The sequence below is a fragment of the Aminobacter sp. LjRoot7 genome (assembly GCF_964252895.1).
Lineage (GTDB): Bacteria > Pseudomonadota > Alphaproteobacteria > Rhizobiales > Rhizobiaceae > Aminobacter > Aminobacter aminovorans_B.
Genome location: NZ_CAXUPX020000003.1, coordinates 592,771 through 617,000 on the forward strand (window position 1 = coordinate 592,771; position 24,230 = coordinate 617,000).

The following is a 24,230-nucleotide window of genomic DNA, read 5'->3' on the forward strand; positions in this document are numbered from 1 at the left end:
TCAGTCGTTCGGTCGCGCTATTACCAGCGGTAGTGCGCGAAGGCGCGGTTGGCTTCCGCCATCTTGTGGGTGTCTTCACGCTTCTTGACGGCCGTGCCGCGGTTGTTCGCCGCATCCATCAGCTCGCCCGAGAGGCGGTCGACCATGGTGGTCTCGTTGCGGTTGCGGGCAGCAGTGATCAGCCAGCGAATGGCGAGAGCCTGACGGCGCTCGGGGCGCACATCGACCGGAACCTGGTAGGTGGCGCCGCCAACACGACGCGAACGCACTTCCACGTGCGGCGCGACGTTGTCGAGCGCCTGATGGAAGACGGTGACCGGCTCCTGCTTGGTCTTGGCCTGAACCTGGTCAAGCGCACCGTAGACGATCGTTTCGGCGATCGACTTCTTGCCGTCATACATGACGGCATTCATGAACTTGGTGACAACGAGATCGCCGAACTTGGGATCCGGGTTGATTTCGCGCTTATCTGCACTGTGACGACGTGACATGGTTCTTGTCTCTCAAACTTGGCCGACGCTCTATTACGCGGAGAACCTCGCGCAGCGCCTAAATTGCAGAACCCGAATTACTTCGGACGCTTCGCACCGTACTTCGAACGGCGCTGCTTGCGGTTCTTCACGCCCTGCGTGTCGAGCACGCCGCGGATGATGTGATAGCGCACACCCGGAAGATCCTTCACGCGGCCGCCGCGGATCATGACCACGGAGTGCTCCTGAAGGTTGTGGCCTTCGCCGGGGATGTAGCCGATCACTTCAAAGCCATTGGTCAGGCGAATCTTAGCGACCTTACGCAGAGCCGAGTTCGGCTTCTTCGGCGTCGTCGTATAGACGCGCGTGCAAACGCCCCGCTTCTGCGGGTTGGCCTGCATGGCCGGAACCTTGTTGCGCTTCACCGGCGCAATGCGCGGCTTGCGGATCAGCTGGTTGACGGTAGGCATTAAACCCTCTTGTCTCTCAATTCCGTGTCTCAAGCCCGTTCGGGGCGGCTTCAAGCGCAAAATCCATACGCGAATTCGGGCCCCAAACCGCGTTTTGCGGTCTTGCCCGAACAAAGGCAGAGGAAGCGAATCCGCTTCATGCACGCCGGAAATGTCTTCTCGCTCGTAAAAAACGAACCCTGTTTGAGGTGAACTCCAAAGCACGTCGCTTCGGAAAAGCCAACCTCACATCGGCTCAGACGAGGCGGTATCTACTCGCATGACCGCCAACCGTCAAGCCCGTCCCCTTAAAAACCTTAACGAAACCGGGGCTTCGGGCGGGTTGAAGGGCTTGCAGCAACTATATTGCACTGCAACATGGGTTCGAAGCCAATTTATAAGGCTGTTTGTTCTGTCTTGCACCCCGCCTTCGTGCGAAAATCGGGGAAACCGGGGCGAATCCCCCCGCAAACGAATCTAGTTCCAGGGAATCACTATGAACGACAACGACGAACGGCCCGTGACAATCATCACAGGCCGAGTCTGGCGCAAGAAGGGCGGCAAGCCGGAAGGCGTGCACATCATGCTGGTCGCGCCCGACGACGACACCGCCGTTCGCTCGGCGCTCGACGCACTTGCCAAGGAAGGTTACGCCGAAGCCGAGCTCGACCAGATCGGCGACATGCAGGGCGAACCCGACGACGAGCCGCACATCTCCGCCTATCAGGGCGCGCTCGAAGGCGAGGTCTCGATCGTCACCTTCAACGAGCCTTTCTGACGGCCGCGCACCTCGCCTGTATATAGACAGCGGTCAGTTTACCGGCCCTGCCCCGCCGATGTCAGCCATGTCAGGTTCGGCGGGCTTCTGCCCGGTGGCACGGTTGACCAGCACGGTCACGAACCACAACACCACGCCGATGCCGATCAGGATACCGGCGATCTTGTATTGAACGGGATCGCGCCCGGTCCATGGCCCGGCGAAGAAGGCGCAAGCCACGGCCCCCAGGATCGGCAACAGCGTCGGCGTACGGAAATGATCGTGCCCGACCGTGTCCTTGCGCAGCACCAGCACCGCAATGTTGACCACGGTGAAGACGCAGAGCAACAGCAGTGCCGTCGTGCCGCCCAGTGCCGGAACCTCGCCGACGAAGGTAATGAGCGCGAAGGCGAGCAAGGTGGTGAAGCCGATCGCAATGTAAGGCGTGCGGCGTGAAGCGTGTACCTTGCCGAGCACTTCCGGCAACACGTGCTCGCGGCTCATGCCATAGACCAGCCGGCTCGCCATCAGCATGTTGATGAGCGCGCTGTTGGCAACGGCGAACATGGTGATGAAGCCGAAAATCTCGACCGGGAAGTTCGGCGCGCCGGCCTGGACGACCTTGAGCAATGGCGTTTCGCCCTCGCCCAGTTGTTCCGGCGGCACAAGGGTGATCGCCGAGATCGACACGAGCACGTAGATCACGCCGGTGATTAGCAGGCCGGTCAACAGAACCTTCGGGAAGATGCGCGTCGGGTCCTTGCACTCCTCGGCCATGTTGACCGAGTCCTCGAAGCCGACCATCGCGAAGAAGGCGAGCGTGGTGGCAGCGATCACCGACCAGAAGGCGCTGCGGTCGGGTGCCGAATGGAACTGGGTGATGCGGGAGACATCGCCCTCGCCCGCACCGATCGCCCACAGGCCGATGACGATGATGATCATCAGGCCGGTGAACTCGACACAGGTCAGCACGACATTGGCTTTGACGCTCTCGCCGACGCCACGAAAGTTCACGGCGGCGACGACCGCCATGAATGCCAAGCCGATCAGCGTGATGCCATAGGTGCCGGTGAGGCCGAGATCGAAAGCACCCGACAGGTTGGCGGCAAAGGCGCGCGAGGCCGTCGACGCCGAGGTGATACCCGAGCACATCACGGCGAAAGCCACGATGAAGGTGATGAAATGGATGCCGAAGGCCTTGTGCGCATAAAGAGCAGCACCGGCCGCCTTCGGATATTTGGTGACCAGCTCAAGATAGCTGAAGGCGGTGATGACGGCGACGATGAAGGCGACAAGGAACGGCAGCCAGACCACGCCGCCGACCTGTTTGGCCACCTGGCCGGTCAGCGCATAGATGCCGGTTCCCAATATGTCACCGACGATGAAGAGCAGAAGGAGCCAGGGGCCCATCACGCGATGGAGGCTCGGCTCTACCGATACCCCCTGTCCTTTTGCGTCGGAGGGGACGTCGGTCATCGGGCACTCCTCTCAGGGCTGATGCACTTCAAGGAGGAGGCTATTTTCGTAAGTTCGCGATGTCAAACCGCCTCAATACATTAGCAAATCCTTGCTAAAAACCGCCGGATCACTCCGGCGGCTCCTGGAAGGATCGACACGTAGCGGTCGACCGGCCCCACGCCTGTCAATTCGTGGCGGAGTCCAGTTTCAGCACGACGAACTGGGTGAACTGCTCCGGGTTGAAGTTGTTGTCGGAGGCAATGACCAAGGTGCGCTGGCCGTCGACTTCCGGCCCCCATGTCACCGACTCGATGTTGTCGATGTCGAGGCCGAAGTCGCCCTCGCCTATCTTCAGCACCTTGCGCCTGGACATCGCCTTTGCCGCAACGTCCTTGATCGAGGCAGAACCTTTGACATCGGTCGCACCGGAGAAGCTCGCCAGGTAGAAATTGATCTCGCTGCCGATGCCGAGCGCGAAGGAACGTTCGATCGTCAGAAGCTCATCGGGTCCGAAGAACATGAATTCGGAGAGGCCGTTGTCATTGTAAAACGGGTCCTGGGTCGCCTTGGTGAAGATCGGCCCGTTGTCATAGACGTACTCGGCCGCGACGGCGCCGCTGGCGATGTCGAAGCCGATGATGCGCGACGGGCTGCCAGCCTCTAGCGTCGCCTTTTCGCCGTCCTGCACCAGCGCATTTTCGGTTCCCGCCCAAAGGGTCTTGCCGTCGGGCGAAATGGCGAGGCTTTCAAACGATAGGTTGCCACGCACGCCGCGCGTCTTGTCGGCATCAGGCAGGTAGGCCTCGGGAATGGCGAAGCTCCTGACGTGGCTGCCGTCGGCCTTGGCTTCATAGATCGCCGGCCGTCCGGCTGCATCGCCCTCGCTCGACCAGAAGATGCGATTTGCCGAGGCGTCGAAGCGGATTGCCTCGGGGTCGACGTCCTTCTTGGCGAAGGCAGCACCCTCGGCGTTGCGCAATTCCGCGCTCGAAACGATGTCGATGCCGTGGACGCCCTTGCCGTCGACGGCAAGCTTCAGTGTGTAGAGCCGCGCCGGCGCGCGCTCCGAGCGGTCGTCCGAAATAGCGTAGAACAGCCCACTCGCAGCGTCGTAGTCGAGGCCGGAAATACCGCCGAACTCGGTTCCCGCGATCTTCAGTCCGGTCGGCAGGACGACCTGGCCGAGCAGCGTAGCCTTGAACGGTACGGCTTCCTCAGAATGGGCGGGCATGGCCACCGAGGCCAGCAGGGCAGTAAGAGCGGAAACGACGTTTTTCATGATGACGGCCACCTGGCATGTGCGTTGAAGCAGCATAGCTAGCGGCGGCATTTGACAGCGGCATGAAGCCTGGGTGTCGCCGAAATGAAAAAAGGGGGCCGAAGCCCCCTTTTCCAGTTCCTTGCGACGACGCTCTTACTGAGCGGCGTTGACCATGTCGGTCAGGATCGGCTCGGCGATCTCCGCGCCCGAGAGCTTGCGGCGCTCGTCGAGGATAAGTTCGTCGCGCGAGGTGGCGATGCGCCGGATCTGGCTCATCATGCCGCCCGTGCCGGCCGGGATAAGGCGGCCGACGATGACGTTTTCCTTCAGGCCCTGCAGCATGTCGGTCTTGCCGGCGACAGCAGCTTCCGTCAGCACCCTGGTCGTTTCCTGGAAGGAAGCGGCCGAGATGAAGGACGGCGTCTGCAGCGATGCCTTGGTGATACCGAGCAGGACCGGCTGACCTTCGGCAGGCTTCTTGCCTTCCTCGATCAGGCGCTCGTTGATCTCGTCGAACTCGATGACGTCGACATGATCGCCCGGGATGTAGATCGAGTCGCCCTGTGCGGTGATCTCGACCTTCTGCAGCATCTGACGAACGATGACCTCGATGTGCTTGTCGTTGATCGACACGCCCTGCAGTCGGTAGACTTCCTGGATTTCGTTGACGAGGTAGGAAGCGAGAGCTTCCACGCCCTTGATTGCCAGGATGTCGTGCGGCGCCGGGTTGCCGTCGAGGATGTAGTCGCCCTTTTCGATGGCGTCGCCGTCCTGGAGATGGAACGGCTTGCCCTTCGGGATCAGGTATTCGACCGGTTCAAGCGTCGAGTCATGCGGCTCGATGATGATGCGGCGCTTGTTCTTGTAGTCGCGGCCGAAGCGGACAGTACCGTCGATCTCGGCGATGATGGCGTGATCCTTCGGACGGCGGGCTTCGAAGAGTTCGGCAACACGCGGCAGACCGCCGGTGATGTCCTTGGTCTTCGCGCTTTCCATGGGGATACGCGCCAGAACGTCGCCAGGACGAACCTGTGCACCCGGCTCGACCGAAAGAATGGCCTCGACCGAGAGCAGGAAGCGGGCATCGCCGCCCTTCGACAGCTTGCCGACCTTGCCCTTGGCGTCCTGAACGACCATCGCGGGCTTCAGATCGTTGCCACGCGGGGTCGAACGCCAGTCGATGACCTCACGCTTGGTGATGCCGGTCGACTCGTCGGCCGTTTCCTGAACGGAAATGCCGTCGACCAGATCCTCGAACGCCACGCGGCCTTCGATTTCGGTGAGGATCGGACGGGTGTAGGGGTCCCACTCGGCGATACGCTGACCGCGCTTCACCTTGTCGCCATCGTCCACGAAGATACGCGAACCATAGGTGACGCGGTGCGTGGCACGCTCCTTGCCGGCTTCGTCGAGGATCAGGATCGCCATGTTGCGGCCCATCACGACAAGGTTGCCGTCGGAGTTGCGAACCACGTTGCGGTTGCGGATCTCGACCTTGCCCTCATACGAGGCTTCAAGGAACGAGCTGTCCACGACCTGCGCGGTACCGCCCATGTGGAAGGTACGCATGGTGAGCTGCGTGCCCGGCTCGCCGATCGACTGCGCGGCAATGACACCGACAGCTTCGCCCTGGTTGACAGGGGTACCGCGTGCCAGGTCGCGACCGTAGCAGACCGCACAGACGCCGACCTTGACTTCGCAGGTCAGGGCCGAACGGATGCGGACCGACTGGACGCCAGCCTTCTCGATGACCTCGATGTCGCGTTCGTCCATCAGCGTACCGCCCTTGACCAGCAAATCGCCAGTGACGGGGTGGTTGATGTCGTCCAGCGACGTACGGCCGAGGATACGCAGGCCGAGCGAAGCGACAACCTGGCCGGCATCGACGATCGGCTGCATGGTGAGGCCCTTGTCGGTGCCGCAATCAACCGAGTTGACGATGCAGTCCTGCGCCACGTCGACGAGACGACGGGTCAGGTAGCCGGAGTTAGCCGTCTTCAGAGCGGTATCCGCGAGGCCCTTACGGGCACCGTGGGTCGAGTTGAAGTACTCGAGAACCGTCAGACCTTCCTTGAAGTTGGAAATGATCGGCGTCTCGATGATTTCACCCGACGGCTTGGCCATCAGGCCGCGCATGCCGGCGAGCTGGCGCATCTGGGTGGGCGAACCACGCGCACCGGAGTGCGACATCATGTAGATCGAGTTCATCGGCTTCTGACGGCCGTTGTCCTCGAACTCCACCGCCTTGATGCGGGCCATCATTTCGTCGGCGACCTTTTCCGAGCACTTGGCCCAGGCGTCGACGACCTTGTTGTACTTCTCGCCCTGAGTGATCAGGCCGTCATTGTACTGCTGCTCGTATTCCTTGGCCAAAGCCTCGGTGTCGGCGACCAGCTTTTCCTTGGTATCCGGGATCAGCATGTCGTCCTTGCCGAACGAAATGCCGGCGCGGCAGGCATGAGCGAAGCCGAGAGCCATGATGCGATCGCAGAAGATGACCGTCTCTTTCTGACCGCAGTGGCGGTAGACGGTGTCGATCATCTTGGAGATGTTCTTCTTGGTCATCTCCTGGTTTGCGGTGTCGTACGGCACGTTGACGTTCTTCGGCAGCAGTTCGCCGATGATCATGCGGCCCGGCGTCGTGTCGTGGATCTTGGACACGACATTGCCTTCGGCGTCGACCGTGCGGAAGCGACCCTTGATCTTGGCGTGCAGCGTGACAGCCTTGGTCTCAAGCGCGTGCTGGAGTTCGCCCATGTCGGCAAACACCATGCCCTCGCCCGGCTCGTTCTGGTTGACGATCGAGAGATAGTAGAGACCGAGAACCATGTCCTGCGACGGCACGATGATCGGCGCGCCGGAAGCCGGGTGCAGGATGTTGTTGGTCGACATCATCAGCACGCGTGCTTCGAGCTGAGCCTCGAGCGACAGCGGAACGTGGACAGCCATCTGGTCGCCGTCGAAGTCGGCGTTGAAGGCCGTGCAGACGAGCGGGTGCAGCTGGATTGCCTTGCCTTCGATCAGAGTGGGTTCGAAGGCCTGGATGCCCAGGCGGTGCAGCGTCGGTGCGCGGTTGAGCAGGACCGGATGCTCGCGGATGACCTCGTCGAGGATATCCCAGACTTCCGGCTTTTCCTTCTCGACCAGCTTCTTGGCCTGCTTGACGGTCGAGGAGTAACCCTTGGCGTCGAGGCGGGCGTAGATGAACGGCTTGAACAGCTCGAGCGCCATCTTCTTCGGCAGGCCGCACTGGTGCAGCTTGAGCTCCGGACCGGTCACGATGACCGAACGGCCGGAATAGTCGACGCGCTTGCCGAGCAGGTTCTGACGGAAGCGGCCCTGCTTGCCCTTGAGCATGTCGGACAGCGACTTCAGCGGACGCTTGTTGGCACCGGTGATGACGCGGCCACGGCGGCCGTTGTCGAACAGTGCGTCGACGGCCTCCTGCAGCATGCGCTTCTCGTTGCGGATGATGATCCCCGGCGCACGGAGCTCGATCAGGCGCTTCAAGCGGTTGTTACGGTTGATGACGCGGCGATAGAGATCGTTCAGGTCGGACGTCGCAAAGCGGCCGCCATCCAGCGGGACCAGCGGACGCAGGTCCGGCGGGATCACCGGCACGACCTTCATGATCATCCACTCGGGGCGGTTGCCCGATTCCATGAAGTTCTCAACCACCTTGAGGCGCTTGAGATACTTCTTCTGCTTCAGTTCCGACGTCGTCGTCGCGAGCTCCGAACGCAGATCGCCAGCGATCTTTTCGAGATCCATCGAAGCGAGCAGGTCGTGGATGGCCTCAGCGCCGATCATGGCGGTGAAGCTGTCCTCGCCATACTCGTCGACGGCGATCTGGTACTCTTCCTCGCCAAGGAGCTGGTGCTCCTTGAGCGCGGTCAGGCCCGGCTCGGTGACGATGTAGTTCTCGAAATACAGGACGCGCTCGATATCCTTGAGCGTCATGTCGAGCAGCGTACCGATGCGGCTCGGCAGTGACTTCAGGAACCAGATGTGGGCGACGGGCGCTGCGAGCTCAATGTGGCCCATGCGCTCGCGGCGAACGCGCGACAGCGTCACTTCCACGCCGCACTTTTCGCAGATGACGCCCTTGTACTTCATGCGCTTGTACTTGCCGCACAGGCACTCGTAGTCCTTGATCGGGCCAAAGATACGGGCGCAGAACAGCCCGTCACGCTCCGGCTTGAAGGTGCGGTAGTTGATCGTCTCCGGCTTTTTGATTTCGCCGAACGACCAGGACAGAATCTTCTCAGGGCTGGCGAGCGAAATCCGGATGGAATCGAACACCTGCGCAGGCGCCTGGGGGTTGAAGAGATTCATGACCTCTTGGTTCATGCCGTTCTCCTTTTCGGGGCCACGAAAGCCCCTTTCATCTTGTGCGGGCCAGAGCGCCCGCCTGCTTTCGGCCATCGCCGAAGAATTCTCATCGAAGAGCGCGATCAGTACCCAACCTTGGGGATCGTGCTCAGCGGCGACGCCGCGGGAAAATCCCGCGGCGCGCCTTTAGTGCTTACTCGGCAGCGTTTGGCAGCCGGTGGTTTTCGTCGACCTTGGTGTTCTCAAGCTCGACGTTGAGGCCCAGCGAACGCATTTCCTTGACGAGAACGTTGAAGCTCTCGGGGATGCCCGCTTCGAACGTGTCGTCGCCGCGCACGATCGCCTCGTAGACCTTGGTACGGCCGGCCACGTCGTCCGACTTCACGGTCAGCATTTCCTGCAGCGTGTAGGCGGCGCCGTAAGCCTCGAGCGCCCAGACCTCCATTTCGCCGAAGCGCTGGCCACCGAACTGCGCCTTGCCGCCCAGCGGCTGCTGGGTAACGAGCGAGTACGGTCCGATCGAACGGGCGTGGATCTTGTCGTCGACCAGGTGGTGAAGCTTGAGCATGTAGATGTAGCCCATGGTCACCTTGCGGTCGAACGGCTCACCCGTACGGCCATCGTACAACTGCGACTGGCCGGAGGTATGAAGACCCGCCTGCTCCAACATGATGTTGATGTCGGCTTCATGCGCGCCGTCGAACACGGGGGTCGCAATCGAGACGCCACGCTTCATCTGCTCGCTGAGGCGAACGATGCTCTCGTCGTCGTAATCGCGGACCGGCTCGTTGCGGTCGTTGGCCGGAATGAAGCTCTCGAGCGTCTCGCGCAGCGGCTTGATATCGCCACCAGACTTGTACGCCTCGATCAGCTCACCGATCTTCTTGCCCATGCCTGCGCATGCCCAGCCCAGATGCGTTTCCAGAATCTGGCCGACATTCATGCGCGAAGGCACGCCGAGCGGGTTGAGCACGATATCAGCATGCGTGCCGTCTTCGAGGAACGGCATGTCCTCGACCGGAACGATACGCGACACGACACCCTTGTTGCCGTGACGGCCGGCCATCTTGTCGCCGGGCTGCATCTTGCGCTTCACCGCAACGAAGACCTTGACCATCTTCATCACGCCGGGCGGCATCTCGTCGCCGCGCTGCACCTTCTCGACCTTGTCCATGAAGCGCTGCTCGAGCTGCTTCTTGGAGTCGTCGTACTGGCCGCGGAGAGCTTCGAGCTCACCCTGCATCTTCTCGTCTTCGACGGCGAACTGCCACCACTGCGAACGCGGATAGTCGTCCAGCGTCTCCTTGGCGACGGTCGAGCTCTTCTTGAAGCCCTTCGGTCCGGCAATCGCGTCCTTGCCGATGAGCATGTCGCTCAGGCGGCTGTAGACGTTGCGATCGAGGATCGCCTGCTCGTCGTCACGGTCCTTGGCGAGACGCTCGATTTCCTCGCGCTCGATCGCCATGGCGCGTTCGTCCTTCTCCACGCCGTGGCGGTTGAAGACGCGCACTTCGACGACGGTGCCGAAGGTTCCGGGCGGCATGCGCATGGAGGTGTCACGGACGTCGGACGCCTTTTCACCGAAGATGGCGCGCAGAAGCTTCTCTTCCGGCGTCATCGGGCTTTCGCCCTTCGGCGTGATCTTGCCGACGAGGATGTCGCCAGGAGCAACTTCCGCGCCGATGTAGACGATACCGGCTTCGTCGAGGTTCTTCAGCGCTTCTTCCGAAACGTTCGGAATGTCGCGCGTGATTTCCTCAGGCCCGAGCTTCGTATCGCGCGCCATGACCTCGAACTCCTCGATGTGGATCGAGGTGAAGACGTCGTCGGCCACGATGCGCTCGGAGAGCAGGATCGAGTCCTCGTAGTTGTAACCGTTCCACGGCATGAACGCGACGAGCACGTTACGGCCGAGAGCCAGATCGCCGAGCTCGGTCGACGGACCGTCAGCGATGATGTCGCCCTTGTTGACCCGGTCGCCCATACGAACCAGCGGACGCTGGTTGATGCAGGTGTTCTGGTTCGAACGCTGGAACTTCATCAGGCGGTAGATGTCGACGCCGGACTTGCCCGGATCGAGGTCTTCGGTCGCACGGATAACGATACGGGTCGCGTCGACCTGGTCGACGATACCGCCGCGGCGAGCGCCGATGGCAGCGCCAGAGTCACGGGCAACGATCGGCTCCATGCCGGTACCGACGAATGGAGCCTCGGCGCGCACCAGCGGCACGGCCTGACGCTGCATGTTCGAGCCCATCAGAGCGCGGTTGGCGTCGTCGTTTTCCAGGAACGGGATCAGCGCTGCTGCGACCGACACCATCTGCTTGGGCGAAACGTCCATAAGGTCGACGTTTTCGCGCGGCGCCATCATCACTTCGCCGGCGTTACGGCAAATGACGAACTCGTCGACGAAGTGGCCGTCCTTGTCCAGCTCGGCGTTGGCCTGGGCAACGAAGTGCTTGGCCTCTTCCATAGCCGAGAGATAGACGACCTCATTGGTCAGCGTGCCATCGACGATCTTGCGGTACGGGCTCTCGATGAAGCCGTACTTGTTGACGCGTGCGAAGGTAGCCAGCGAGTTGATCAGACCGATATTCGGGCCTTCCGGCGTCTCAATCGGGCAGATACGGCCGTAGTGGGTCGGGTGCACATCGCGGACTTCAAAGCCAGCGCGCTCGCGGGTCAGACCACCAGGTCCAAGCGCCGAAAGACGACGCTTGTGGGTGATCTCCGACAGCGGGTTGGTCTGATCCATGAACTGCGACAGCTGCGAGGAGCCGAAGAACTCACGCACGGCGGCAGCCGCCGGCTTGGCGTTGATCAGGTCCTGCGGCATGACCGTGTCGATCTCGATCGAGGACATGCGTTCCTTGATCGCGCGCTCCATCCGGAGCAGACCGACGCGGTACTGATTTTCCATCAGCTCGCCGACCGAACGGACACGGCGGTTGCCGAGGTTGTCGATGTCGTCGATTTCGCCCTTGCCGTCGCGCAGTTCGACAAGCGTCCTTACCACGGCAAGGATGTCATCCTTGCGCAGGACACGGACGGTGTCTTCAGCGTCGAGCTCGAGGCGCATGTTCATCTTGACGCGGCCGACAGCCGACAGGTCGTAGCGCTCGCTGTCGAAGAACAGCGAGTTGAACATCGCTTCCGCCGTGTCGATGGTGGGCGGCTCGCCCGGGCGCATGACACGGTAGATGTCGAACAGGGCGTCCTGGCGGCTCTCGTTCTTGTCGACGGTCAGCGTGTTGCGGATGTAGCCGCCGACGTTGATGTGGTCGATGTCGAGAATCTTGATCTCTTCTTCGCCAGCCGCGAGCAGAACCTTGAGGGTCTTTTCGTCGATCTCGTCGCCGGCTTCGAGGAAGATCTCGCCGGTGGCGTAGTTGACGATGTCCTCGGCGAGGTAGCTGCCGAAGAGATCGTCTTCGGTCGCCTTGATCGCCTTGAGGCCCTTTTCGGCAAGCTGCTTGGCCTGACGTGCGGTGATCTTCTTGCCGGCTTCGACAACGATCTCGCCGGTGTCGGCGTCAACCAGGTCGCCGACAGCCTTGAGGCCGCGGAAACGGTCGACCGAGAACGGGATGCGCCAGTGGTCGCCCGACTTCTTGTAGGTGATCTTGTTGTAGAAGGTCGACAGGATCTCTTCGCCGTCCATGCCAAGCGCCATCAGCAGCGACGTCACCGGAATCTTGCGGCGACGGTCGATACGGGCGTGGACGATGTCCTTGGAGTCGAACTCGATGTCGAGCCACGAACCACGGTAAGGGATGACACGCGCGGCAAACAGAAGCTTGCCCGACGAGTGCGACTTGCCCTTGTCGTGATCGAAGAAGACGCCCGGCGAACGATGCATCTGCGAAACGATGACGCGCTCGGTGCCGTTGACGATGAAGGTGCCGTTGGACGTCATGAGCGGCATGTCGCCCATGTAGACGTCCTGCTCCTTGATGTCCTTGATCGACTTCGCGCCGGTGTCCTCGTCAATATCGAACACGATGAGGCGCAGCGTCACCTTGAGCGGCGCAGCGAAGGTCAGATCGCGCTGACGGCACTCGTCGACGTCGAACTTTGGTGCTTCGAACTCATACTTGACGAATTCCAGCATCGACGCGCCGGAGAAATCAGAAATCGGGAAGACCGACTTGAAAACGGCCTGCAGTCCTTCATCGGGACGGCCGCCCTTGGGCTCGTCCACCATGAGGAACTGATCGTAGGATGCCTTCTGAACCTCGATGAGGTTCGGCATCTCCGCAACTTCCGGGATCTTTCCGAAGAACTTGCGTACGCGTCTGCGGCCATTGAAAGTCTGGACCTGGGCCATCGTCGCTCCTTGCTGCCTTTCTTGGGGTGAGCGTCGCTAATGCTCACCTTGCATTCGCGCCGCCTCGGCGGCGGCCTATCCAAAACGGGCGAAAACCCGTTTCCTGAAAGCCGCTTGCGGCCATCAGGAAATAGGTTCCCCACACATCCCCCGGGTCACGGGAGCCGGTGGGCGGCAACGAGGCCGCCCACCGAAACCGTGAGCTTACTTAAGCTCGATCTTGGCGCCAGCTGCTTCCAGCTGAGCCTTGAGCTTCTCGGCGTCAGCCTTCGAAACGCCTTCCTTGACGGTCTTCGGAGCGCCTTCGACGAGGTCCTTGGCTTCCTTGAGGCCCAGGCCGGTGATGGCGCGGACTTCCTTGATGACTTCGATCTTCTTGTCGCCGGCAGCTGCCAGGACGACATCGAACTCGGTCTTCTCTTCGACCGGTGCAGCAGCAGCGCCGCCGCCAGCAGCAGCAACAGCCACAGGAGCTGCAGCCGAAACGCCCCACTTCTCTTCGAGGAGCTTCGACAGCTCAGCCGCCTCGAGGACGGTCAGGGCCGACAGGTCGTCAACGATCTTTGCGAGATCAGCCATTTTTCTATTCCTTCAATCAGTTCGAACGTGAGTTGATGATAGCGAGGAACGGCCTCATGCCGCCTCGTCCTTCCGGGCATAAGCGCCAATGACGCGCGCGACCGAAGCCGCCGGCGCATTGACGATCTGGGCGATCCGGGTAGCCGGGGTGGCGATCATGCCAACCAGCTTTGCACGCAGCTCGTCGAGCGACGGGAGCGAGGCGAGAGCCTTCACACCATCGGCGTTGAGCAAGGTCGTGCCCATCGAACCACCAAGGATGACAAGCTTGTCATTGGTCTTGGCGAATTCGGACGCGACCTTCGGCGCTGCAATCGGATCTTCCGAATAAGCAACCAGCGTCTGTCCCTTGAACAGATCGATGATGTTTTCGGATTCCGTGCCCTGAAGAGCGATTTTGGCGAGACGGTTCTTCGCGACTTTGACGGTGCCGCCGGCCTGACGCATCTTCACGCGAAGATCGTTCATTTGCGCGACGGTGATACCGGCATAGTGGGCCACGACCACTGAACCTGCGTTCGAGAACGCGTCATTCAGGCCCGTGACGAGTTCGCGTTTTTCCGCTCTGTCCACTGCCTATCTCCAGTTGACCGCTCCCCATTTGCGGGGGTGACGGTCGGGTTGCCTTTTGCCGGGCGGCCAATCCAGAAATTCCAGATCACCCGAACGGCGCTCGAGGATCCTGCCCCCTTTCGCCACACCTGACGGGCTTGCGGCCCGGCGCGATGCGCAGACAAAAGGCAAACACGGTTCGAACCTTTCATTGGAGCGGAGGCTCCGTTGTCTGGTCTTCACCCGTCTCATGCAGGCCCATTCGAATTAAGGACCAAGGGTCGCTTGGACCGCCTGCAATCTCGGACAGGATTTTCGAAAGCTGTTGCCAGCTTCCGAAAATCCGGGCCCGGAGGCCCGGAATAGGTTTCAGGATCCAGCCGATGCCGGCCAATCCCGATTCAAATCATCAGGACGCTGCGAGCGTGCCGAGGTCGACCTTGAGGCCCGGGCCCATCGTCGAGGTGACGGACACCTTCTTGACGTAGACGCCCTTGGCGCCTGCCGGCTTTGCCTTGTTGACCGCGTCAGCGAAAGCGCGGACGTTTTCTTCCAGCGCCTTGACGTCGAACGAGACCTTGCCAACGCCAGCGTGGATGATGCCGGCCTTCTCGACGCGGAACTCGACGGCGCCGCCCTTCGAAGCCTTGACGGCAGCTGCGACGTCGGTGGTCACGGTGCCGACCTTCGGGTTCGGCATCATGCCGCGCGGGCCGAGCACCTTACCGAGACGGCCGACCAGCGGCATCATGTCGGGGGTGGCAATGCAGCGATCGAAGTCGATCTGGCCCTTCTGGACGATATCGACGAGATCTTCCGCACCGACGATGTCAGCGCCGGCGGCGCGGGCTTCGTCAGCCTTGGCATCACGTGCGAACACAGCGACGCGAACCGTGCGGCCCGTGCCGTTCGGCAGGTTGACCACGCCGCGGACCATCTGGTCAGCGTGGCGCGGGTCGACGCCGAGGTTCATGGCGACTTCGATGGTCTCGTCGAACTTGACCGACGAGCGAGCCTTCAAAAGCTCGATGGCTTCACCAAGGCCGTAAGCCTTGTTCACATCGATGCCTTCGCGGGACTTGGAAACGCGCTTTGCAATCTTAGCCATGATCTCAGCCCACCACTTCCAGGCCCATGGAACGAGCCGAGCCTTCGACCATCTTGATGGCGGCGTCGATGTCGTTCGCGTTCAGGTCCTTCATCTTGACTTCGGCGATCTCACGCACCTTGGCGCTGCTGATCTCGCCAGCCTTGACCTTGCCCGGCTCCTTCGAGCCCGACTTCAGGTTGGCGGCCTTCTTCAGGAAGTAGGACACCGGCGGCGTCTTCATGACGAAGGTGAACGACTTGTCCTGGTAATAGGTGATAACGACCGGGATCGGGGATCCCTTCTCAAGTTCCTGGGTCTGCGCGTTGAACGCCTTGCAGAACTCCATGATGTTGATGCCACGCTGACCAAGCGCCGGACCGATCGGGGGCGACGGCGTCGCCGAACCCGCGGAAACCTGGAGCTTGAGCTGGCCCGCTATTTTCTTAGCCATCTCTTTCCTGCTTTCGTTTTATGCCGGAGTACCCGGCGGTTGCAGTTCGGTGGTGCGAAAAAGACAACCGGCTAAGCCGCCTCTTCTCCCACCATGCTTGCGCCAGGCCTGCGCCCGGCACTGCCCTCCACCGAAACCGGCGGCAGGCTGTTCGATCAGCCCTTTTCGACCTGACCGAATTCGAGATCGACAGGCACGGCGCGCCCGAAGATCGAAACTTCCACCTTGAGGCGGGCGCGCTCCTCGTCCACTTCCTGGACGAAACCGTTGAACGACGCGAACGGACCATCCGAGACGCGAACCGCCTCGCCGATCTCGAAGGTGACCGACGGCTTGGGACGCTCGACGCCTTCCTGGACCTGGTTCAGGATGCGCTGGGCCTCAGCTTCCGTGATCGGCACCGGCTTCGAATCGCCAAGGAAACCAGTGACCTTCGGCGTGTTCTTCACGAGCGAGAACACGGCGTCGGTCAAATGGGCCTTCAAAAGCACGTAGCCCGGGAAGAACTTGCGCTCGGCATCGACTTTGCGGCCGCGGCGAACCTCAACAACCTTCTCGGTCGGAACGACGATCTGCTCGATCTGCTCGCTCAGGCCCTTCTGCTTGGCCTTGTGCTCGATGTCCTCGGCGACCTTCTTTTCGAAGTTCGAATAGGCGTGGACGATATACCAGCGCGCAGTCATCTCAGGAATTCTCCGTATTCGCAGCCTTAGCGGCCAATGCCCAAGATCTGCTCGACAGCGAATGCCATCAGCTGGTCAGCGGCAAAAAAGAAAATCATCGCAATAATTGCAAAGCCGAGAACCATGACCGTGGAGATCATCGTCTCGCGCCGTGATGGCCACGTCACCTTCGCCGTTTCCGACCTTACCTGCTGCAGAAAGGTGAAGGGGTTCGTGGTTTTCGCCATGTGCCGCTCTGCTCTCAACGTCCGTTGACCGGACTTCTGGATGATCCCGTGACCGGGAGATGCCATCACACGACCGATATTCACGCCGAATCAGCGCAACATTTCGCCCATGCAATTCGGACGCGTAAAGCCGGATCCCCAGCTCCACGCGCCGCGTGTCTGTTTCGCTTACATAAAACCGATTCTCTCTCCACGCAAGTGGCAGGAACAAGCTTTACGTTTAAACGCCGCGTCGGAACCATCCAGTCGTTCCGTTCCGGCTATAGAAGTCCTTATGCCTGAATTAGCGAATTCTGGCAAGACTGGCACGGGCAGCAGGGCTCGAACCTACGACCTGCGGTTTTGGAGACCGCCGCTCTACCAACTGAGCTATGCCCGTGCATCTCGCCGCGCATCATCTGCGCAGCACGGGCTTCCTAAGGATTTCCTAGGCGTCTGTAAAGAGCGCAATGCATGATGTCGGAAACATTCACAGGCGGAATTTCGTCAGGTGTAACGCAGGCACACTCGCCTGCCCGATGGATGCACTTTAGCTGCCCGGCGGCACGTAAGGCCCGCCCGGAACACCCCAACCCCAGCGAGGCATCGGCTCGTGCAGCGCGGGTGCTGCACCGTCCTGCGAATTCAGCTTGGCCAGCCGCGTGCCCCATTCGAGATAGGCGACGAAGGCCGAACGAAACTCGGGATCGTCCGGCAGCCCCACCTCATCGGCGGCATGGAGCAACAGCGCGATCCACTGCCGCCGCTGCGCCTCGGTCAGGTGCCGGTTGAGATGGTGGCTGATCATCGCGGGATGGCCGCCATGGGCCTCGCTGTAGTCCTTCGGCCCGCCGAACACCTCGCCGATGAAGGCAGCGACATGTGCGGGATGATCGCCGGACATGTGGCGGAACACTGGCTCGAGCAGCGGATCCGCGAGTACCTTGTCGTAGAACACGCTGGTAAGCCGATTGAGCGCCGCAGCTCCACCGGCCCAGTCGAACAATGTCGGCACGTCTTTTTGCATCGTCTTCCTCCAGTTGTGTCGGAAGCATATGGGGAGAGCGATTGCGACATGAAAGTCTGCAGCTGCGAAAGGGTGCCGCGGGAACACCTTACTGTTTCCGCGCAAACTCACCTGGACTGGCCAACCTGCAATTGGCCGGGATGGGGCTCAGGCCACAGATGGCCCCATCGACGAACAAGTCCACTGCCACAGTGCGCGTCAGAAGCCCGGTCCCCATAAACCGTGCCTGGTCAGGATAGTCGAGTTGGATCGGCGTAATGTTGTCGAACGCCAGGGACACTCCCATTTCCTGGAGATACGGGGCTACCACTGAGCTGGAGGGCGTATCGGTGTAGTGCCATCCGACAAGTGTGCCGTGGCCGGCCACCCTCGTCTTGCCGGCGGCCAGAACAAGCATGCAATCACGCGTGCATCCGCCACCGCCAGAGACAGCATTGCCAAAGAGCGGCTCGGGCGACTTGGTCGGCGGGATGCAACCCTTGTCGCGTGGCTTGCAGCCGGCAAACACCGTGCTGCCGACGGCTACATCCAAACGCTGTTTGCGGATCATCTTGCCTATTGCCATCGACGTCTCCACGTCGCCTCCTGTAGAGGACAACACCAAGGGAAGTTTTCGCCCACCCAGCGCCTTGAGCGTCGCCTCAAGCCGTGGGAGCGCCTCTGCATCGATGTCGCCTTCGGCCGAAATCCATTCGGGGCAATGCGGCTCGCAACCAGCCTCGCTGGAGCGAACGACAACAAACCACATGCCGCCGTCCTCCGGCACAACAGGCTTGGGGTATGAGCCGGGCTGCGGCTTTACCCTAGGCCGCTCGCCGCCATAGCCCTCGCGCAGAACGCAATTCGCGGCGGGCGCCGGCGGATCGCAGCGGCCGGCTCGCGCAAAGATCACGGCAGGCTCGTCTCCGGTCGTGAGGTTCATGGCGAGCAACTCGTTCCGGAACAGCTGCCGCATATCCTTAGCCGGCGTCCCCTGGGCGGCGTCGAAATAGGACTTGGCGATGCCCATCTCCTTGAGATAGGCGAGGAAGGCGCGCGAACTCGACTTGGACAGCTTGGTCGTCTGGTAGGTGCCGACCTTCTTGCGGCTGACCACCTTGGTCTCGATGACCCGCTTCTTGCCCTTCACGATCTTGTATTTTTCGCGATAGCGGATTTTTTCGCGGGTATATGTCGTCGTTATCTGGTGAACGCCTACATAAGTCGTCGGCCCGGCAAAGCGCCTTGTGCCCGAAGCAAGCAGCAGCGGACAGGCCGAGTTGCAGTAGGTGCCGTGGTCGGCGATGACACCGGAATAGACCCCGGTCTTCTTCTGCTGCGCCTCGCAGTCCGGCCAGCTGGCGGGACAGTCCGTCAGATAGACGCTGCCGACGCCGACTTCGAGCTTCCGCTCGCGGATCATGCGGCCCATCTTGAAGGCAGCTTCGACACTGCCGCCGGGCGAACTGACGACGATCGGCAGCTTCCGATTGCCAATCTTCTTCAAGAACTTGCTGAAGGCCGAAGACGTGGTGGTTTCGATCGCACCACGTGCCCAGATGAATTCGGGGCAATTGGGCTCGCAGAATGGGGTGCTGCTGCGGACGATGACGAACTTCATCGGGTCGTTGTCGTCATCGACGCTGGGCCCGGCCAAAGCGGACGTCGCCAGCGGGAAGGCCATCACGCAAGCAAGGAACAAAAGCGCCAGCAAGCGTCCGATGAAGTTGCTTAGTCCGCCCAATCGCATCGCCCCCAACGATACATCCCCAAGCTGTTATATTAGTCTCCAGCCATTGTTTGCAATCTGTTGTCTCCGCACAAACAAAAAGGGCGGCCCGAAGGCCGCCCTTGATGCATTCGACGAAAGGACGTCGATTATTCTTTGATCGAAGCGACGATGCCGGCGCCGACGGTGCGGCCACCTTCACGGATAGCGAAGCGGAGCTTCTCTTCCATGGCGATCGGAACGATCAGCTCGACGTCGACGGTGATGTTGTCGCCGGGCATGACCATCTCGGTGCCTTCCGGCAGCGACACGATGCCGGTCACGTCGGTCGTGCGGAAGTAGAACTGCGGACGGTAGTTGGTGAAGAACGGCGTGTGACGGCCACCCTCTTCCTTGGTCAGGATGTAGGCTTCAGCCACGAACTTCTTGTGCGGCTTCACCGAACCCGGCTTGCACAGCACCTGGCCGCGCTCGACGTCTTCACGGCCAACGCCACGGATCAGCGCGCCGATGTTGTCGCCAGCCTGGCCCTGGTCGAGCAGCTTGCGGAACATTTCAACGCCGGTGACAGTGGTCTTCGAGGTTGCCTTGATGCCGACGATCTCGACTTCTTCGCCAACCTTGACGATGCCGCGCTCGACACGACCGGTGACAACAGTACCGCGACCCGAGATCGAGAACACGTCTTCGATCGGCATCAGGAACGGACGGTCGATCGGACGCTCAGGCGTCGGGATATAGGCGTCGACGGCTTCCATCAGCGCGCGGATCGCGTCTTCGCCGATCTTCTTGTCCGAATCGTTGAGCGCAGCAACAGCCGAACCCTTGATCATCGGAATGTCGTCGCCCGGATACTCGTACTTCGACAGCAGCTCGCGAACTTCGAGCTCGACCAGTTCGAGCAGCTCGGCGTCGTCGACCAGGTCGACCTTGTTCAGGAACACGACGAGGGCGGGAACACCAACCTGACGGGCGAGCAGGATGTGCTCGCGGGTCTGCGGCATCGGGCCGTCGGCAGCCGACACGACCAGGATCGCGCCGTCCATCTGGGCAGCACCAGTGATCATGTTCTTGACGTAGTCGGCGTGGCCTGGGCAGTCGACGTGGGCGTAGTGACGAGCAGGCGTCTCGTATTCGACGTGTGCCGTCGAAATGGTGATGCCGCGGGCCTTCTCTTCAGGCGCTGCGTCGATCTGGTCGTAGGCCTTGAACTCGCCGAAATACTTCGTGATCGCCGCCGTCAGCGACGTCTTGCCGTGGTCAACGTGACCAATCGTGCCGATGTTCACATGAGGCTTATTACGCTCGAATTTACCTTTTGCCATTGTCTCTTTCCTTGAGCATCGGGACCTTGGTTCCGGTCGGATGCGGGGCGATTACCGATAAAGGCCGAAAAAGACAAGCGCCTTTTGCCCAAACGACCACGTCGAGGCCAAAAGCTGTGCTGCTCTTTCAGTGCTGGACGCACATATGGGGGCAAGGGGATGCAAATAAAAGGCTTCTTGCCTCGGCGAAAAGCCCTGGAGCGGGTAGCGGGAATCGAACCCGCGTATTCAGCTTGGAAGGCTGCTGCTCTACCATTGAGCTATACCCGCGCCCTGAGCGCCACGCGCCTGTTCAGGAGCGAAGCACGCCCTGGTATTCATCTGCCGCGCGGTCCTCGGAAAGATGAGATCACCTTTCGAGGTCCACGTTCATGGCTTCCCGGCCGGCAGTGGTGGAGGAGGTTGGATTCGAACCAACGTAAGCTGAGCTAACGGATTTACAGTCCGTCCCCTTTAACCACTCGGGCACTCCTCCAACTGCTTTGCCGGAGCCATGCTACGAGGCATTTCCGATCCCGGTTCGTGGCGAAGCGCCCTGCCCCGAAATCTGGGTGGGCTTATGGCGACAAGGTTTTGGCCTGTCAACCGGACATGGTGCGTTTTCATGCGGATTATTCAAAGCGCCGACTAACGGGCCGTATCCAAAGCCAGGCGTGGCGGCTATAGCAGGCGCATGAACGATACGAAAAAGCCCGGAACGCCCAAAGACAGCCACTACGCCAAGCTGCGTCGCACCTTCCGCGACCAGAAAGCAGGCGGCGCACCCGCCTTCAGGCCCAAGCGCCCGCTGCCTCCAGGCGAGAACGCGCCCGACGGCCTGGTGCGGCTTTATGGCCTGCACACGGTGCGCGCGGCACTCGACAATCCACGCCGCAAGATCAGCCATATGTGGGTTACGCGCAATGCGCTGGAACGGCTGGAGATCACTGATCTTGGCGCCCTGCCCTTCGCCACCGAAATGGTCGAACCGAAGGACATCGACAAGATCACCGGCACCGACGCCGTCCACCAGGGCGTGCTGATCGAGGCCGAGCCGCTGAAGGCCAAGGCGCTGACGGCACTGGGCGATTCGCCGCTGATTCTCGTGCTCGACCAGGTCACCGACCCGCACAATGTCGGGGCGATCATCCGCTCTGCGGTGGCTTTCGGCGCCGGTGCGCTGATCACCACGCAGCGTCACAGCCCGCATGAAAGCGGTGTGCTCGCCAAGTCGGCATCCGGTGCACTCGAACACATCGACATGATCGAAGTGCGCAATCTCGCCGACGCGCTCGGCGTGTTGCACGAGGCAGGCTTCCAGACGATCGGGCTTGATTCGGAAGGCCCGGCGGAACTCGAAAAGACGTTTACCGGCGACAAGGTAGCACTCGTGCTTGGCGCCGAGGGCAAGGGCCTGCGCCAGAAGACACGCGAGACCGTGACGGCACTTGCCCGCCTCGACATGCCGGGCGCCATCCACTCGCTCAACGTTTCGAATGCGGCGGCTGTGTCGCTCTATGCGGCAAGGAAGTTCCTGCGCTGACATTGCCTGGATCGATGTAGCCGCCTTCGATCGAAGGCTGCTGCTCGATTTGCAGCCTGCCTCTTGACCTTCCACTTGGCGGAAGCCGTAATTTCCATGGCGCAACGGAGTTTCGCCATGGCTTGCCGCCCCCCAATTTTCGCCTTCCTGTCAGCCTTTCTCGCGCTCGGCACCGCCCTGCCCGCGACAGCACAGGGCGTTAGCGTCACCGATCTCGCCGGAAAGACGCATATCCATGGCCTCGCCTTCGACCGCGCCGATGCATCGAACGTGCTGGTTGCCACCCATCACGGCCTGATGAAAGCAGCGCCTGACGGCTCGGTCACCCCGGTATCGGACAGCCAGGACGACTTCATGGGCTTTACGCCGCACCCGACCGACGCGACGATCCTGTTTGCCAGCGGGCATCCAAAGGGCGGCGGCAATCTCGGCTTCATCAAGTCGGACGATTCGGGAAAGAGCTGGCAGCAGATCGCGCCGGGCGTCGACGGCCCCGTCGATTTCCATCAGATGGCGGTGAGCCCCTCGACCCCTGATGTGCTCTACGGTTCGTATGGCGCGATCCAGACCAGCCGCGACGGCGGCAAGAGCTGGGCGATCGCGGGCGATGCGCCGGCCAAGCTAATCGATCTGGCGGTCTCGCCTGAAAACGCCGATGTCGTCTACGCCGCAACTGAGGACGGGCTGGTGGTGAGCCGTGATGGCGCCAAGAACTGGCAACAGACCGTCCTGTCCGGCGCGCCGGTCACGACAGTGGAACTGGCCGCCGACGGCACGATCTATGCGTTTGTGCCGGGGCGCGGCCTATTGCGGGCCACCGAGGCAGCGCCCGACTTCAAGACGGTGAGCGAAGGCCCCGACCCTGCCGGCTACATTCTGCACCTGGCACTGGACACGCAGGCGCCCAGCCGCATGGTCGCTGTCACTGGCACCAGCGCCATCGTCGTTTCGAGCGACTTCGGCGCGACCTGGTCGGTCCTCGGCAGCAAGTGACGTCACCTTGAGGGAACGCGGAACGGGCTCCAACGTCGCCGCTGGAGCCCGGTCCTCGACAGTGCTGGGAAGATCACGGCGTGGGAACGTTGCGCCGTGGCTTCCCCACCTATGCCGCCTTGCCTTTGGTGTCGGCCGCCTCCGAGCCGACTTCGAAATTGGCCATGCGCTCGAGCGCCCGCACCAGCGCCGAATGATCTTCCTTGGCCCCACCATTGGCCGCACAGGAGTTGAACAGCTCCTGCGTCATCGAGGTGTTTGGCAAGGACACGCCCAGCGCCTTGGCGCCTTGAAGCGCCAGGTTGAGGTCCTTCTGGTGCAGTTCGATGCGGAAGCCCGGTGCGAAGGTGCGCTTGACCATGCGATCGCCATGGACCTCAAGGATGCGCGAGGCGGCCAGGCCGCCCATCAGGGCCTGACGAACCTTCGCCGGATCGGCACCTGCCTTGGAGGCGAACACCAGCGCTTCGGCGACAGCTTCGATGGTTAGGGCGACGACGATCTGGTTGGCGACCTTGGTGGTCTGGCCGACGCCGTTGGGGCCAACGAGGGTGATGTTCTTGCCCATCGTCTCGAACACAGGACGGGCGCGCTCGAACGGCTTGTCCTCGCCGCCGACCATGATCGTCAGCGACGCAGCCTTGGCACCGACCTCGCCGCCCGACACAGGTGCGTCGAGATAGTCACAGCCAAGCGCATTGATCTTCTTGGCGAACTCCTTGGTCTCGATCGGCGAGATCGAGCTCATGTCGATCACGAGCTTGCCCTTGGAAAGACCTGACGCAACACTGTTTTCGCCGAACAGAACGTCGGCAACCTGCGGCGTGTCCGGCACCATCAGGATGACGATGTCGGCAGCATTGGCCAATGCCCGGTGCCCGGTGACCGACTTCAGCCCCTTGCCAACCAGTTCAGCCGGCAGCGCGCCGCGATGGTCGCTGGCGATGACCTCATAGCCGGCATCGAGCAGATGACCCGCCATTGGCGCGCCCATGATGCCCAGACCGACAAATCCGATTTTTTCCATTTCAATATTCCTT

Annotated in this window: 19 protein-coding genes and 3 tRNA genes; 3 read left to right on the plus strand and 19 right to left on the minus strand. The window is 61.5% G+C overall.

Annotated features, from left to right (window positions below; all coding sequences use genetic code 11):
• Window positions 1-20: 20 nt before the first annotated feature.
• Window positions 21-491 carry a 30S ribosomal protein S7 gene (rpsG, locus tag ACSQ3E_RS12500; protein ID WP_067961877.1) on the minus strand — a complete coding sequence of 157 codons (471 nt, stop codon included), beginning with the start codon at window positions 489-491 and terminating at the stop codon, window positions 21-23.
• Between the two features lie 77 nt (window positions 492-568).
• A complete protein-coding gene (rpsL, locus tag ACSQ3E_RS12505; RefSeq protein ID WP_008837709.1) occupies window positions 569-940 on the minus strand; it encodes a 30S ribosomal protein S12 in 372 nt (123 codons plus the stop codon).
• 475 nt (window positions 941-1,415) lie between these two features.
• Between rpsL and ACSQ3E_RS12510 the strand changes: the two genes are divergently transcribed.
• Entirely contained in the window at window positions 1,416-1,697 is a 282-nt protein-coding gene (locus ACSQ3E_RS12510) for a transcriptional regulator (RefSeq protein ID WP_310328525.1), read from the plus strand.
• 33 nt (window positions 1,698-1,730) lie between these two features.
• Here the strand turns inward: ACSQ3E_RS12510 and ACSQ3E_RS12515 are convergent, their stop codons facing one another.
• From ACSQ3E_RS12515 to ACSQ3E_RS12590, 16 genes are all read right to left on the minus strand, one after another.
• Window positions 1,731-3,152 carry an APC family permease gene (locus tag ACSQ3E_RS12515; protein WP_310328523.1) on the minus strand — a complete coding sequence of 474 codons (1,422 nt, stop codon included), beginning with the start codon at window positions 3,150-3,152 and terminating at the stop codon, window positions 1,731-1,733.
• A 166-nt stretch (window positions 3,153-3,318) separates the two neighbouring features.
• Entirely contained in the window at window positions 3,319-4,413 is a 1,095-nt protein-coding gene (locus tag ACSQ3E_RS12520) for an esterase-like activity of phytase family protein (protein ID WP_436122916.1), read from the minus strand.
• 135 nt (window positions 4,414-4,548) lie between these two features.
• Window positions 4,549-8,745 carry a DNA-directed RNA polymerase subunit beta' gene (gene rpoC / locus ACSQ3E_RS12525; protein ID WP_310328518.1) on the minus strand — a complete coding sequence of 1,399 codons (4,197 nt, stop codon included), beginning with the start codon at window positions 8,743-8,745 and terminating at the stop codon, window positions 4,549-4,551.
• Between the two features lie 175 nt (window positions 8,746-8,920).
• Window positions 8,921-13,054, minus strand: a complete 4,134-nt coding sequence (gene rpoB, locus ACSQ3E_RS12530; RefSeq protein ID WP_436122917.1) for a DNA-directed RNA polymerase subunit beta — start codon at window positions 13,052-13,054, stop codon at window positions 8,921-8,923.
• A gap of 204 nt (window positions 13,055-13,258) precedes the next feature.
• Window positions 13,259-13,633, minus strand: coding sequence for a 50S ribosomal protein L7/L12 (rplL, locus tag ACSQ3E_RS12535; protein ID WP_310328513.1), 375 nt, complete (start codon window positions 13,631-13,633; stop codon window positions 13,259-13,261).
• A 54-nt stretch (window positions 13,634-13,687) separates the two neighbouring features.
• Entirely contained in the window at window positions 13,688-14,206 is a 519-nt protein-coding gene (gene rplJ / locus ACSQ3E_RS12540; protein WP_067961867.1) for a 50S ribosomal protein L10, read from the minus strand.
• A 388-nt stretch (window positions 14,207-14,594) separates the two neighbouring features.
• The gene (gene rplA, locus ACSQ3E_RS12545) at window positions 14,595-15,293 is read right to left on the minus strand and encodes a 50S ribosomal protein L1 (RefSeq protein WP_115732112.1); all 699 of its coding nucleotides are present in this window, start codon (window positions 15,291-15,293) and stop codon (window positions 14,595-14,597) included.
• Window positions 15,294-15,297: 4 nt separating this feature from the next.
• The gene (rplK, locus tag ACSQ3E_RS12550) at window positions 15,298-15,726 is read right to left on the minus strand and encodes a 50S ribosomal protein L11 (protein ID WP_310328509.1); all 429 of its coding nucleotides are present in this window, start codon (window positions 15,724-15,726) and stop codon (window positions 15,298-15,300) included.
• Between the two features lie 155 nt (window positions 15,727-15,881).
• Entirely contained in the window at window positions 15,882-16,409 is a 528-nt protein-coding gene (nusG, locus tag ACSQ3E_RS12555) for a transcription termination/antitermination protein NusG (RefSeq protein WP_115732114.1), read from the minus strand.
• A gap of 26 nt (window positions 16,410-16,435) precedes the next feature.
• Entirely contained in the window at window positions 16,436-16,636 is a 201-nt protein-coding gene (gene secE / locus ACSQ3E_RS12560) for a preprotein translocase subunit SecE (RefSeq protein ID WP_184774692.1), read from the minus strand.
• A gap of 303 nt (window positions 16,637-16,939) precedes the next feature.
• A tRNA-Trp gene (locus tag ACSQ3E_RS12565) sits at window positions 16,940-17,015 on the minus strand.
• 150 nt (window positions 17,016-17,165) lie between these two features.
• Window positions 17,166-17,642 (minus strand): group II truncated hemoglobin, encoded by a 477-nt coding sequence (locus ACSQ3E_RS12570; RefSeq protein WP_436122918.1) that lies wholly within the window; start codon window positions 17,640-17,642, stop codon window positions 17,166-17,168.
• 88 nt (window positions 17,643-17,730) lie between these two features.
• On the minus strand, window positions 17,731-19,365 hold the full coding sequence (locus ACSQ3E_RS12575; RefSeq protein WP_436122919.1) for a hypothetical protein: 1,635 nt from the start codon (window positions 19,363-19,365) through the stop codon (window positions 17,731-17,733).
• Window positions 19,366-19,499: 134 nt separating this feature from the next.
• Window positions 19,500-20,675 carry an elongation factor Tu gene (gene tuf, locus ACSQ3E_RS12580; RefSeq protein WP_067961853.1) on the minus strand — a complete coding sequence of 392 codons (1,176 nt, stop codon included), beginning with the start codon at window positions 20,673-20,675 and terminating at the stop codon, window positions 19,500-19,502.
• A gap of 196 nt (window positions 20,676-20,871) precedes the next feature.
• Window positions 20,872-20,945, minus strand: a tRNA-Gly gene (locus tag ACSQ3E_RS12585).
• A gap of 120 nt (window positions 20,946-21,065) precedes the next feature.
• Window positions 21,066-21,150: transfer RNA gene (locus ACSQ3E_RS12590), tRNA-Tyr, on the minus strand.
• Between the two features lie 198 nt (window positions 21,151-21,348).
• Here ACSQ3E_RS12590 and ACSQ3E_RS12595 point away from each other — a divergent pair.
• Window positions 21,349-22,197, plus strand: coding sequence for a TrmH family RNA methyltransferase (locus tag ACSQ3E_RS12595; protein ID WP_436122920.1), 849 nt, complete (start codon window positions 21,349-21,351; stop codon window positions 22,195-22,197).
• A 117-nt stretch (window positions 22,198-22,314) separates the two neighbouring features.
• Window positions 22,315-23,190, plus strand: a complete 876-nt coding sequence (locus ACSQ3E_RS12600; protein WP_436122921.1) for a WD40/YVTN/BNR-like repeat-containing protein — start codon at window positions 22,315-22,317, stop codon at window positions 23,188-23,190.
• A gap of 109 nt (window positions 23,191-23,299) precedes the next feature.
• Here the strand turns inward: ACSQ3E_RS12600 and ACSQ3E_RS12605 are convergent, their stop codons facing one another.
• Window positions 23,300-24,217 carry a 2-hydroxy-3-oxopropionate reductase gene (locus ACSQ3E_RS12605; RefSeq protein WP_436122922.1) on the minus strand — a complete coding sequence of 306 codons (918 nt, stop codon included), beginning with the start codon at window positions 24,215-24,217 and terminating at the stop codon, window positions 23,300-23,302.
• Between the last annotated feature and the right edge of the window lie 13 nt (window positions 24,218-24,230).